Below are 13,592 nucleotides of genomic sequence, written 5' to 3' on the forward strand. Positions count from 1 at the left end.
AAAACTATGAAGCCATTTTTACTATCACTCTTACTAAGTATTGCCGTTGTAACCAATGCGCAGGGATATATGCTGAAAGGCACAATAATGAATGAATCGAACCAAACGGTAGAAGCTGTAACATGCATTATGAGAAATTCAAAGGATAGCCTTTGGCTGAAAACAACGATTACAGATACACAAGGTTCGTTTGAATTCAAAGGTATTCCTAATGGAGAGTATACACTCACCCTGCAACACATGACATACGAAAAGGAGGAACATCCTATTAAGATACAGGATACTGACATAGAAATTCCGCCATACGCCCTTCTTTCGTTAAATAAAGAACTGACTGAGATAGTGGTAAGCGGAGAGCGTCCTATCGTAAAATCGGAAGCGGGAAAACTAATTTATGATGCTCCTTTACTAATCAAGAATAAGGTGGTTTCAAATGCATTCGAAGCTTTGCAGAATGTGCCAAGCATTACCGGAGTTGGTGACGATCTCAGCCTGATCGGAACATCAGCCTATACGATTCTGATCAATGGGCAACTCACCAGCATGAGTAAAGAGCAAATAATAAGCATGCTCAAATCAATGCCGGCATCCCGTATATCCAATATTGAAATCATGTATAGTGCACCACCTCAATACAATGTAAGAGGTGCCGCTATAAATATTGTACTCAAAGATCAGAATCCCGACTTACCAACTTTGCAAGGAGAGGCAAGTGCAGAGTATAAGCAAGCACACTATGCGGGATTTGGTGTAAGAGGAAGTTTGTTATATACCAAACCTTCATATAATATTGATTTCTCTATTGGTGCAGATAAGGCTAAGAACTGGTCTACCAGCGATATGTTTGCAATACACCAGTTTGATGGGCATACATATGATATTTCCCAGAAAAACTATTCTATGCCCAATCCCGAAAGTTTGAATACCCGGCTTGGACTTAGTTTCAATCTGAAAAATGAGGATAAAATAAAAATAGTATATACCGGTAACCTTGACAAATATGATGCAAGCCATACTTCGCAAACAAAATATCTAAAAGATGGTAATCCATATACAAGCATAGATTCGAAAGACGATGTAGTCGGGAATGATTATCTTCATAATCTAAAAGCGGAATACAACTCTCATAAGAAGCTAAATATAGGCGCTGATTATACTTTCTATAACGATCCTTCAACAACTAAATATTACGATTATGAAGATGGTCAGATATTAAAAACTACTTTTAAAACCAAGACGGCGCAGCGTGTAAACAAGATTCTGTTATTTGCAAATCATACAGTGTCAACCAAAAGTGGCTGGGATTTTAATTATGGAGGCAATTTCTCATTTTCCAAAAACAACAATAGTTATGACTATTATAAGAACCCTGATAACACCGTTGTAGATTCAATAAATGATACTAAACAGAAGGAGTACAATGCATCTTTATTTGCCGGATTCTCTAAGAAGTTTGGTGAAAAGCTATCTGCCCAGGCTTCAATATCCGGTAACTATTTTCGTGCGGCGATAAACATTATGGGCCAGAAGAAAACATTGTGGGATGATTTCCAACCATTTGTAAATGCAAACCTTAGTTATACTCATAGCCCGCAGTTAATGTATCAACTGTCATTTTCTTCTGATATCAACTATCCTCCATATTGGGCATTAAGCACCGATCGTTTTAAGATCAACGCCTACTCATCGGCAGAGGGTAATCCTGAACTTAAATTCTCAAGAGAGTACAGAACACAACTGAATGTGATCTACAAGCAGAAATATGTTCTTGGGGCTTATTATGAGTACACTCCTGATAGATTCATACAATTGCCATACCAGTCTCAGAGTAGTCTGGAGAATATATTCCAGATGGTAAATGTCGATTACGAAAAGCAGTTTGGAATATATCTCGTTGTACCTTTTGCAATAGACAGGGTATGGGATACCAAAGCAACGATCAACCTCTTCAGACAAGAAGAGAAAGACGATGAGTTCTATGATGTTCCTTACAAGAGAAGTATGTATTCCTTTGTAGCACAGCTGCGTAATACATTTAATATATCTTCCAAACCCAATATTAAGCTCGATGTTTCAGGGTTTTATATGCATGGAGCTCTCCAAGGGATATATGATATCAAGCGCATGTGGGATATAACAGCCGGTGCCAAATGGACATTCTTAAACAACAAAGCCGAACTCATGGCACAGGTTCAGGATATATTTAAAAGCAACGGTGCAACAACAAAGATCGATTATATGACACAGTATAGTACGATGAAGCTACATCCCAATGCTCCGGTATTTAAACTATCATTTACTTATCGGTTCGGTAATTACAAAAAGCCGAAAGTAGATGAGGTGGATACTTCCCGATTTGGAAGATAACAACTCTTCATATCAGACACTATTTTTTTATAACTCCTCAGGGAATATATTTTCCTTGGGGATTTATTATAACCCTACACTCTCGCGAAGGAAATCGATGGCATCGAAGATGTCCTCTTTGCTCGCCGTTTGATTGATTTCTATCTTACCCACATCCGAAAGGAAAGTAAAGTTTACTGTATCCGATTCATTTTTCTTATCATGCTTCATATATTCATAGAGCCGTTCGTAATGGTCGCAATCGAAGTAGAAACCATGATAATTGTCTTTGATAAAATAAATGGTCTTATACATTTTCTCTTTCGGAAAGCCACAGAATCGATGAGAAAGATACAACTCGCAAATGATACCCCATGCAACAGCATAGCCGTGTTGAACAGGTTTGTTTAGTTCGTAAGACATACTTTCGAAAGCGTGCCCGATGGTATGTCCCAGATTGAGAGCTTTGCGTATTCCCTTTTCGAAAGGATCAATTTCTACGATGCGCTCTTTCACCCCAACAGAGTCTACAACCAACTGTTTCAACTTCTCATAGTCAATTTCCTCGGTGTCAAACGACATAGTTGCCAGCCACTCTTTATCACTGTCTATCAATCCATGCTTTATCATCTCTGCATAGCCCGACAAGAAATTCTGATGATCGAGGCTTTTGAAGAAAGCTGAATCAATCAGCACTGTTTCGGCAGGAGCGAAAGCTCCTATTTCGTTCTTCAATCCGTTGAAGTTTATCCCTGTTTTCCCGCCTACGGCAGCATCAACAGCACCGAGTAGGGTAGTGGGTATATTGATACACTTAATGCCTCGTTTGAAACTGGCCGCAGCAAACCCTCCGATATCTGTTAGCATTCCACCTCCGAGATTGATGAGCAAAGAGTGTCGGGTAGCTCCATTTTCTGAAAGATACTTCCATATCGAAGACAATGTTTCTATATTTTTGTTGTCGTCTCCGGCCTTTATTATGATTTTCCCGGCTTTTGCAATCTGTGCATTATCTTTAACCAGAGGATAACACAACCTTTCGGTATTTTCGTCCGTTAGCAAAAACAATTTGTCGAAAGACAATCGGCTTAGGATATCAGACAAATCTTTATTCAGGTCTGTAGACTTTATAACTTTCTGCATCTGTCGTTATTTTATTTTCTTAAAAGGTGACAAAAGTAACAGGTTTGTTATCCCTTTTTATTGTTACTTTTTCTTTGCCTCTTTCAGATTCAACTTTATGTGAATCTGTGGTTAAAGAACTATTGTTAAAAAGTAACAAAGGTGACACTTTTTTATTTATTGTATCTGTGTTACTTTTTGGTTTTTATACTCCGGAGTTTATATATAATAAGATAAATTCAGAAAAACTAAATTATTTAAAATAAGCTCCTTCTTCTATTTTATATCCTCTCAATACTTCATCTATATTCATCGCTTTTTTTCCTGCAAACTGAATTTCTTCCACGCTGATAAGACCATCGGCGCATGCAATATGCAAGTATGTTTTATTATCAGTCAGAATAGTTCCCGGCACAACTGTATTTGCAGAAGTCACAATCTCTGAACGATATATTTTTACCATTTGAGGTTCTTTTCCCTCACTAATAAGTTCTGTCCATGCTGTAGGATAAGGTGACATGCCTCGAATTAAGTTATGTATTTCTCCCGCCGATTTATTCCAGTCGATGCGGCACGTTTCTTTGAATATTTTGGGCGCATGTTTCAAGTCTTTTTCATCCGAAAAGAACTGCTTCTGATCTACAGCATCTACACTACCCTCCAAGATCATATCAACTGTTTTTTGTACGAGCCCGGCTCCGACAATCATCAATTCATCGTGAATTTTACCTGCATTGTCATTTTCTCCTATCTTGATCTTTTCCTGTAGAATTATCTTACCTGTGTCTATCTCATGAGTAAGGAAAAAGGTGGTTGCACCTGTTTCTTTATCCCCGTTTATTATAGACCAATTGATCGGTGCCGCACCACGATATTGCGGTAGTAGCGAGCCATGAAGATTGAATGTTCCCAATCTGGGCATATCCCATACCACTTCGGGTAACATGCGAAATGCAACTACTATCTGTAAATCCGCTTCCAACGCCTTTAGTTCACTGAGGAAATTTTCATCTTTCAGCTTTTCGGGTTGTAGTAGAGGTAGATTCTGTTCCAACGCATATTTCTTTACGGCAGAATACTGTATTTTGTATCCTCTGCCGCTTGGTTTGTCGGGCATGGTTATCACCCCCACTATATTATATCCGTTTTCAACGAGTTTTTTCAGACTTTCTACTGCAAAATCCGGTGTCCCCATGAAAACGATACGTAAATCTTTCTTATCCATTTATTTTTGATTGTTTAATGCAAATTTAAGGATAAAACGCTATTCTTAAAAGTGCAAAAGCGTAAAGATTGATAAATCAAACAATCTCTACGCTTCGTTTATTTTGATATAGATATTATCAGTATTGATTTTTTCTGTTATTCCTATCTATATTAAAAGGATCTTTCTTGAAAAACAATGCCTTAACAAGCCACATAACCAAAAATGTAATACAAGCTATAGCGATTGTTGCCCCCGAACGCCAGATAATGCCCCACTCGATGGGTTTAATTCCCCAGAGAGCCAAAACAGTTAAAGTAGCACCTGTAAGAATAATTACAGCCGACAGAATACCTATAAACAGTCTCATAAATACCTAATTGTTTAAGTTTTACTCTAAAAAGCAAAGATATAAAACTCTAGCAAACTTTGTGTATTTATAAATATTATTTAGGAAAAAGCAGTGTCATTCTTCCACAAAGTTTTCTGCTAATACCCCTCTGTATACATCCAAAATGTTCGATTTGGAGATAAATCCCAGATATACATCATTCTGGTCTACCACTGGTAAGTTCCAAGCCTTAGTTTCGTCAAAGCTCTTCATTATAGATTCCATAGTCATACCTACAACCACAATAGCCGGAGGTGATGTCATAAAGCGTGATACCTTGAAACGGTTGTATAATTCGGGGCGAAACATAATATTTCGGATATTATCCATAAGAACAATACCCAGGAATCTCTTTTGCTCATCTAAAACAGGAAAGACATTGCGAGATGATTGTGATATAACTCTCACCATATCGCCCAAATACATATCAGGGCTCACAGTCTGAAAATTAGATTCTATCAGTTTCTCAATATTCATCAGTGTAAGTACGGCTTTATCCTTATGATGAGTTATAAGCTCCCCTTTCTTTGCCAGACGCATCGAATAGATACTATGTGGCTCAAAAAACTTGATCACGACGTAAGAACAGATAGAAACAATCATCAGAGGCAGTAATAGTTCATATCCACCCGTCAGCTCTGCAATCAGGAATGTTCCCGTCAAAGGTGCATGCATTACACCTGCCATTACACCTGCCATTCCCATTAATGCGAAATTTTCTTCCGGCAATAACGGAGCAAAACCTGTTAGTCGTGAGTGATTTATAGTAAAAGAAAATACAAATCCGGCAATACAACCCAAGAATAAGGATGGAGCAAATATCCCCCCTGTTCCTCCTGCACCGTTGGTTGCACTGGTCGCAAATACCTTCATCAGCAGAACACCCGCAAGAAATAAGACGATAGTCCAACGCGTATCTTTAAATTCAAAGAAAACACTATTGTCCAACAGACCGGTGTAGTTCTTTGTTCCACTGATCAATGCCTCTATTGTATCATAACCTTCTCCGTAAAGAGGAGGCATCAAAAATATTAATATACTCAATATGCTTGCACCAAATGCAAACTTTTGCCAGTATGACATCTTGCGAAATATTCCTTCTGTCCACCCCATAGCACGGGTAAAATAGAGAGAAACCAATCCGCAAAAAATCCCCAGCAAAATAACATAAGGAATACGTTCGAGGGTAAAAGGCTCTGTATAGGCATAATTAAACATTGCCGAAGTCCCCATCGTCAGATATGAAATGGTAGCTGCCGTTACAGATGTTACCAACAACGGAAGAACAGTAAACGTTGTCAGGTCGAGCATCAATACTTCCACCACAAAAACCAATCCCGCAATAGGTGCTTTAAAGATACCCGCAATAGCGCCCGCAGCACCACATCCGATCAGCAGCATCAGGTATTTCTGTTCTACCTTAAAGAAACGTCCCAGATTAGACCCGATAGCCGATCCTGTAAGTACAATAGGTGCTTCCGCTCCAACCGATCCCCCAAAACCAATTGTAATAGAACTGGCCACAATGGAGGTATATACGTTATGGAGCTTTATAAAGCTTTTACGCTGAGATATAGCATACAATATTTTTGTAACACCGTGGCTGATATCATCTCTCACAATGTAGCGAACAAACATTCCGGCGATTAAAATACCAACTATAGGATATATGAGGTACATATAGTTAGCACCTTCTGTGAGGAAAGGAGAAGTAAGAAGATGTTGTATAAAGTGAATTGCACTTTTAAGGATAAAAGCTGCTAATGCTGTAAATATTCCGATCAGGAAACTTACGAACAAGACCATCTGTTTCTCTTTTACATTTTGGGTCTTCCAGACAAGGAATCTGTTATAAAGTTTTTTGCGTAACATTTAATTTTAGGATTGAACACCAAAAGTATAAAAAATTGGGTACAGAAATAAATTATTTTCACTCTATAGTGTTAAAACTAAAGAGACCAAACCAAAGTGTTGGTTTAGTCTCTTTTTATTTTTCAGCTAGTCAGACTAGTTATTATAAAACTTCCACGCCTGTATGAAGGCTGAGTTGTTTATCTTATTTCTTTTTTCCCTGATTAGCAACCGCATCCATCAGTTTTTTAATTTCTTCCGGATCGCCAAGGAAATAGTCTTTCACAAGGTTCAAGTCATTGTCGAATTCAAAAACGTAAGGTACAGCTGTAGGCAGATTCAAACTTACGATGTCTGCGTCTGAAATTCCTTTCAGATATTTGATGATACCACGTAAGCTGTTTCCATGTGCTGCAACGATAATTTCATCGTGACACATCAATGATGGGTAGATAACTTCTTGCCAGTATGGAAGGATACGATCTACTGTTTCTTTCAATGCTTCTGTTTCAGGGATATATGCTTTAGGTACGTCTGCGTAACGAGGATCTTGAGAAGCTGAACGAGGGTCTGTTGGCTCTAGTGCAGCAGGTGGAACATCGTAGCTACGTCTCCAAACAAGTACTTGCTCGTCGCCGTATTTTTCAGCAGTTTCAGCTTTGTTCAAGCCTTGAAGCATACCGTAATGTTTTTCGTTCAAACGCCATGTTTTTTCAACAGGAATCCAATCCAAGTCCATTTGGTCAAGGATATTATTCAACGTTTTAACAGCTCTTTTCAGATAAGAAGTATAAGCTAGTGTAAATTTGAAACCTTCTTCTTTCAATAGTTTTCCGGCTTTTATAGCTTCTTGTACTCCTTGCTCCGACAAGTCAACGTTTGTCCATCCTGTAAAGCGGTTCTCTTTGTTCCAAACGCTTTCTCCGTGGCGAATTAATACTACTTTTTTCATCTTTATTTACTGTTTTAATTATTATTTTCCAACTACGCAAAGTTAGTTAAATTATAGCGGAATAGCAAGTCGATCTTATCGAATAAATACCCACTCCTTATCATCCGAAAGCTGTGGTGCAAAAGTATATCCTTCGGTATCGAAACCCTTCAGATGTTCTATATCTTTCAGTTGATTTTGTATAATAAAGCGAGTCATCATACCCCTTGCTTTTTTTGCATAAACTACTATTTGTTTATATCCTTTATCTGTCTGTTGTTTGAAGATAGGGGTTATGATCTTATGTCCTTTCGGCAACAGCTTTTTATCTACAGCTTTGGCGTATTCTTTCGAAGCCAGATTGATAAGGATATTGTCGTCAGCTTTCATTTGTTTGGCTATGTACTTACTGATGGTGTCAGACCAAAATGCATACAAATCTTTCCCTTTATCGTTCACTATCGGAATTTGCATTTCGAGACGATATGGTTTAATCAGGTCTAAAGGGCGGAGCACGCCATACAGTCCTGAAATATGTAGTAAATGTTTTTGAGCAAAATCAATATCTTTGGCAGAAAATGATTGTGCATCTAGCCCCTTGTATGCTATCCCATTATAGGCAAATGCTGCCTGTTTTTGTGGCGTTTTGCTTAGAGGATATGCGTGGATGTATTGGTATACATCGTGTGCCAGTTGAGGGTTAATGCTCATTAGAGACGCTATTTCTCCGGGAGTAATACCTTCCATCGATTTGTACAATCCTTTAGCTTCTTTCGCGTAGAGTGGGGTGGTTGACTCTTTTATTGGAGCCGGCTTTTCAAAATCCTGCAACTTTGCAGGAGACATTATTATAATCATATTTTTATTTCTTTATAAGTTCGTAATAATGTAAATTTATTGTAGGAACAGATATTGCATTGTTAAAACACTTATACCAAGGTTTTTGTTGCTTATCGAGGAAGAAGACTTCTAATCTTCTTTCTTGCATAGTATATATATGCCCGGAAAGTATCTGACCTAGAGAAGGTAAAATCTGAATCTGGCAGAATATCTCTGAGGTCGGATGTCCTTCGAATTTTTTCTCGTCCCATATATTTCAGAAGGCTTTTTTTATACTTGGCCGGTTTGTTTTCTAAGCTGTACTTTTTGTAAAGATATATTTTCTCTGATATTTTCACTTTCGTTTCTGCAAGGCATTGCTGCGTGATTTGAAACTCACTTATTCCGATATAAATCAATATTTCAGGTGTAAATACAAATGTATTATCTCTAGCCCTAATCACCTGCATGTAGAAGTCCATATCTACCAGCCATATCAGGTTCGGGTCGAAAAGATAGCCTTTATTCCTGAAAATACATACACTCGGAGCACCCAGCCTATTGCCGGTGTATATTATTGTAGCATCATTCTGAAGTTCTGAAATAAATTCGCTGCTTGCTATATGAGGCTTTCGAGTATTATGATTATCCAAGTCACAACTTGCCGAAAAAGCAATGTCTGCATTTGGATTTTCATCTAACAGACGGACATACTTTTCTAAGCTGTCAGGAGAAGAAAACCAATCATCATGGTGAAGAATTTTGATATATTCTCCTTGCGCTTTTTTTATTCCTTCATTCCAATTCAGCGGAGAGCCTAAAGGTTTTTCATTTTTGAAATATTTTATTCGCTCGTCCGAATATTCTTCAACCAGTTTTTGTAGTGAGTCTTCGGGAGAATCATCTGTGATAACGACCTCGTAATCTGTAAAGCGCTGATCTAAAATAGAGTTGAGGCAACGTTTTAGAAAATCAATATGTTTATAAGCCGGGATACAGATGCTGACTTTCATTTCTTTATCCTTTTATTGGTAACATATTCGATGGCTTCTCTCAATATTCTGGCTTTTGAAAAATATAGAGTTCCTATATACAAAGCTCCTACAAATACTATTTGGCATATCATTAATACAACAGGTTGGGATGTCACAAACCTGAGCATATAGCCACATAGTATACAAATAAATGATATTCCGAAATAAGGCAATAAATCTTTTATAAGTTCAACCAGACTGTAATTTATCAGCTTGTTAGACATAATAGAGGATACAATGTATCTGATAATGTAGGTTGTCGAAATACCCGCAATGTAATACAGGTAACTGAGCCCGAAAATAAAAGGGATACATATAGAGCTGAAAATCAATACAGCATGCATAATTGTCAGAATAAGAATCAATCCCGATTTACCTTTTATCCTTAATATATCTCCATTTGTAGTTTCAAGGCCTGCAAATATACCGCCAATGCATAGCAGTTGCAGGATGGGAGCTGCTGAGAGCCATTGTTCTCCCAGTATGTACATAAATGATTGTGCTACCAATATTATGCCCATAAACATCGGGAATATGACAAATGCTTTGATCCGGATAAATTTTCTGAATATATATTTCAATCGGTGGTCATCATCGTGTATCGAAGATAGGATAGGGTAGGAGACGCTGTATATCGATCCGTTTAAGACATCGTTGGCCGAATTATAATTTCGGTAAGCTAGATTGTATAATCCCCCGATGCTTAATGAGTAAAACTTCCCTAATATGTTTTGGGGAATATTTACCATTACAGAATTTATGATACTTCCCAAAACCAGCTTCGAGCTAAATGCGAACAGGTCTTTGAATGACTCTTTACTAAATGATCCCGATGGTTTCCATCTGCTGAATATCCACAAGCAGCAAACTTTAAGGAATGTCCACAGTACCACCTGTGTAGCTAGTGCCCATACACCAAAACCAAAATAGGCAAGCAATAGCGTTACAGAGTATGATGTAAATACTGAGAATGCATTAATCTTGGTGATCAGCTTGTAATTTATTTCTTTGATCAGTTTGGCATTCTGTACTACAGCAAAAGAGTTAAAGAGGAAGGATAGGAATAAATACCTTGACAAGTCTGTCAAAATAGGTTTATCGTAATAGTTGCTGATGAGTGGAGCCAGAAAGAATAGTAGCAGATACAAGAATATACCGATAGATATATTCAGATAGAAGACAGTTGTGTAATCAGCCTGTGTAATATTTTTCTTACGAATAATAGCACTCGAGAAACCACTTTCGTGTAAGATATTAGCTAATCCTACAAATATGGCAAGTACGCCCATCAGTCCGTAGCCTTCTTTATCTATTAGGCGCGCAAGTAATATTCCGGCAACAAAAACAAAGGCATTTTGGAGTAGCTTATCCAATACACTCCAACTCAGTCCGGATACGGTTTTATCTTTTAATGATTTTTCCTTCATAGACTCCTGTCAAGGAACAGTTTATCTTAATACTTTATTTTGAACGCAAAGCTACTAAAAAAAGGTAAGTTTTCTTTAGTTATGTATATAAAGATAATGTATATGTCAATGTCTTAAATTACTACTCTCTTAGTCTACTTAGATGCTTTTTATTATAGAATTATAATATTGGGATCTAATAGATTGTTCCTAATTATTTAAAGCTCATCAAAAAAAAAATCCCACATTTTTTTAGATTTTTCTCCCTTGAAAGGGGCTTCTTTTATTAATTTTAATGAGTCTTTATCATAGCTTGTGTTTTCATAGTATCTCAAAATACGTTCATCATTTATTTGTTCTATGTCTACGATGTCTAAATTTATTTCTTTTATTCGAACAAGCTTATTATTATGCCATTGATAAATTGTTTTGATTAAAGGCATATACCAACTACCTTCATATGTGACCTCTACTGTTTGTTTTTCTCTATTGATCTTGTAATCACAAGAAAAGAAGCTACCTGCATATTCAATAGTATCATTTTCCGAAGAGTAATGGAATACATCTTGTATCGTGTTCCCATTCATATTTGGCGGCGTGCGAACGATTATTTCGTTGTTTCCATCATTATTCATATCTATGAATTCAACTAATGTTGTCATGTCATCCCCAATGGCTCTATGTGAACTTATTATTTTCCAATCACCAGATTTAAAATGATAAAAGTTAATAAGTGTATCTTTTGAAATATATTCTAGTGCAAATATTTCTGTTCTATCAATAAATTTTCCGACTATGTGCGTTATAGACCTATCCTTAAAGTGTGATTTAGGTGCATGCTTATTACCATTCCAGTCAAAGATTATTGCAGTATCTAGTGAAAATGCATTCATGAAAGGAATGATACTATCCATATAAGGACTATGAATTGTTTGAGGTGCTACTTTGTTCTTTGATGTACAATATGCGAAAAATAAAAGAATGATGAAGCCAAATGTATTTTTCATATTTATTGTCTTGAAGATTTTCAGAAATGCTAATAAATATAAAGAAAAAAAGTGTAACCATTTCTGATTACACTTTTATTTTCTTTAGAATCTCTGATTATTCAGCGTTCAACGTATAACGTTGGAAACCGACAACAGTAAGTTCTTTATCGTGCGCAGCAAGATATTGAGCTATTGTTAGTTTTGGATTCTTAACGAATTCTTGTTGAAGAAGTGTAAATTCTTTGTAGAATTTATTTAGTGCACCTTCTGCAATTTTGTCAATCAAGTTTTCTGGTTTACCAGCCTCGATTGCTTTTTCTCTTGCAATGCTTAGTTCTCTTTGTTTGATTTCCTCAGATACTTCTTCAGGAACAAGAGCTACAGGGTTCATAGCTGCAATTTGCATAGCTATGTCTTTTGCTACTTGCTCGTCAACGTTTGGTTTGTTGAACCCTACAATAGAAGCTAGTTTGTTACCCGGGTGAACATAAGCAACAACTGTAGGAGCTGTAATTTGTTTGTAAACGCTGAACTCCATTTTTTCACCTGTAACACCCATTCTGTCTGTTACAAGATCGGTGATAGCACGACCGCTAACTTCAACTGCTTTCAGTGTGTCTATATCAGCCGGTTTGCTCTCTAATGCAGCATCTAGGATAGATTTAGTCATTCCTACAAAATCAGCATTCATTGCTACGAAGTCTGTTTCACAGTTTACTGCTACGATTGCAGCGAAATCACCTTGAGTAGCTGCAAGTACACAACCTTCAGCAGCTTCACGATCTTCACGTTTTGCAGCAAAAGCTTGTCCTTTTTTGCGAATTATCTCAACAGCTTTGTCGAAATCTCCTTCAGCCTCGTTCAAAGCATTTTTACAATCCATCATACCAGCACCTGTCATTTTGCGTAGATGTTGGATATCAGCCATAGAAATTGCCATATTCTTTCTCCTTTTATTTTGGTTTATAATTATTCTCTATTGATTTAAAGAAAAAAGACCAAATAAATAATCTCTAAGAAGGCTTTCTTAGAGGCTATTTATTTAGTCTTTATACTATTACTCTTCGTCCTCTTTAGCAAACTTGCTAGCTACAGCCGCATTGATTGCTTCTTGGTCTTCTTTAGTTACAGCTTTTTTAGCACCTGCTTTTGCTTTGCGTTCTCTTCTTGGAGCTCCTTCTTCATCTTGAGCTTCAGCAGCAGCGCTATCTGCTTTTTCGATCTTTCTTTCTTCAAGACCTTCTTTGATTCCTTCGCAAAGGCTTCCTAAGATAAGTTCGATAGATTTTGCAGCATCGTCATTAGCAGGGATTACGAAGTCGATATCTTCAGGGCTAGAATTTGTATCTACCATAGCAAATACAGGTATACCAAGACGATTAGCTTCTCTTACAGCAATGTGTTCTTTCATTACGTCTACCACAAACAAAGCAGATGGAAGACGAGTTAAGTCTTGGATAGAACCCAATGTTTTTTCAAGTTTAGCACGTTGACGAGTT

At 37.2% G+C, this 13,592-nt stretch carries 12 protein-coding genes; 1 reads left to right on the forward strand and 11 read right to left on the reverse strand.

Features of this window, described 5'->3' with window-relative positions:
- Nucleotides 1-6 precede the first annotated feature (6 nt).
- Nucleotides 7-2,367: an outer membrane beta-barrel family protein gene (locus tag LDB17_RS03770; RefSeq protein ID WP_252638907.1), complete on the forward strand. Its 2,361-nt coding sequence runs from the start codon at nt 7-9 to the stop codon at nt 2,365-2,367.
- A gap of 66 nt (nt 2,368-2,433) precedes the next feature.
- Here LDB17_RS03770 and aroB read toward each other — a convergent pair whose 3' ends face one another.
- The 11 genes from aroB to rpsB form a co-directional block, all read right to left on the reverse strand.
- Nucleotides 2,434-3,489 (reverse strand): 3-dehydroquinate synthase, encoded by a 1,056-nt coding sequence (aroB, locus tag LDB17_RS03775; RefSeq protein ID WP_252638908.1) that lies wholly within the window; start codon nt 3,487-3,489, stop codon nt 2,434-2,436.
- Nucleotides 3,490-3,721: 232 nt separating this feature from the next.
- A complete protein-coding gene (gene fmt / locus LDB17_RS03780) occupies nt 3,722-4,693 on the reverse strand; it encodes a methionyl-tRNA formyltransferase (RefSeq protein ID WP_252638910.1) in 972 nt (323 codons plus the stop codon).
- Between the two features lie 118 nt (nt 4,694-4,811).
- Complete coding sequence (locus LDB17_RS03785) at nt 4,812-5,042, reverse strand: hypothetical protein (RefSeq protein WP_252638911.1); 231 nt, start codon at nt 5,040-5,042, stop codon at nt 4,812-4,814.
- Nucleotides 5,043-5,138: 96 nt separating this feature from the next.
- Nucleotides 5,139-6,935: a chloride channel protein gene (locus LDB17_RS03790; protein ID WP_252638913.1), complete on the reverse strand. Its 1,797-nt coding sequence runs from the start codon at nt 6,933-6,935 to the stop codon at nt 5,139-5,141.
- A 184-nt stretch (nt 6,936-7,119) separates the two neighbouring features.
- On the reverse strand, nt 7,120-7,866 hold the full coding sequence (gpmA, locus tag LDB17_RS03795; protein ID WP_252638915.1) for a 2,3-diphosphoglycerate-dependent phosphoglycerate mutase: 747 nt from the start codon (nt 7,864-7,866) through the stop codon (nt 7,120-7,122).
- A 75-nt stretch (nt 7,867-7,941) separates the two neighbouring features.
- Complete coding sequence (gene yaaA / locus LDB17_RS03800; protein WP_252638918.1) at nt 7,942-8,703, reverse strand: peroxide stress protein YaaA; 762 nt, start codon at nt 8,701-8,703, stop codon at nt 7,942-7,944.
- A 92-nt stretch (nt 8,704-8,795) separates the two neighbouring features.
- The gene (locus LDB17_RS03805) at nt 8,796-9,677 is read right to left on the reverse strand and encodes a glycosyltransferase family 2 protein (protein ID WP_252638920.1); all 882 of its coding nucleotides are present in this window, start codon (nt 9,675-9,677) and stop codon (nt 8,796-8,798) included.
- A complete protein-coding gene (locus tag LDB17_RS03810) occupies nt 9,674-11,125 on the reverse strand; it encodes a lipopolysaccharide biosynthesis protein (RefSeq protein ID WP_252638922.1) in 1,452 nt (483 codons plus the stop codon). The genes LDB17_RS03805 and LDB17_RS03810 overlap by 4 nt, the downstream gene beginning before the upstream one ends.
- 197 nt (nt 11,126-11,322) lie before the next feature.
- A complete protein-coding gene (locus tag LDB17_RS03815) occupies nt 11,323-12,111 on the reverse strand; it encodes an XAC2610-related protein (protein WP_252638923.1) in 789 nt (262 codons plus the stop codon).
- Nucleotides 12,112-12,208: 97 nt separating this feature from the next.
- Entirely contained in the window at nt 12,209-13,033 is an 825-nt protein-coding gene (gene tsf / locus LDB17_RS03820; protein WP_252638925.1) for a translation elongation factor Ts, read from the reverse strand.
- A gap of 117 nt (nt 13,034-13,150) precedes the next feature.
- The coding region (rpsB, locus tag LDB17_RS03825; RefSeq protein ID WP_393924894.1) for a 30S ribosomal protein S2 at nt 13,151-13,592 on the reverse strand (442 nt) is incomplete at its 5' end.

This window comes from Dysgonomonas sp. Shenzhen-Wh21 (genome assembly GCF_043392705.1).
Taxonomy (GTDB): Bacteria; Bacteroidota; Bacteroidia; order Bacteroidales; family Dysgonomonadaceae; genus Dysgonomonas.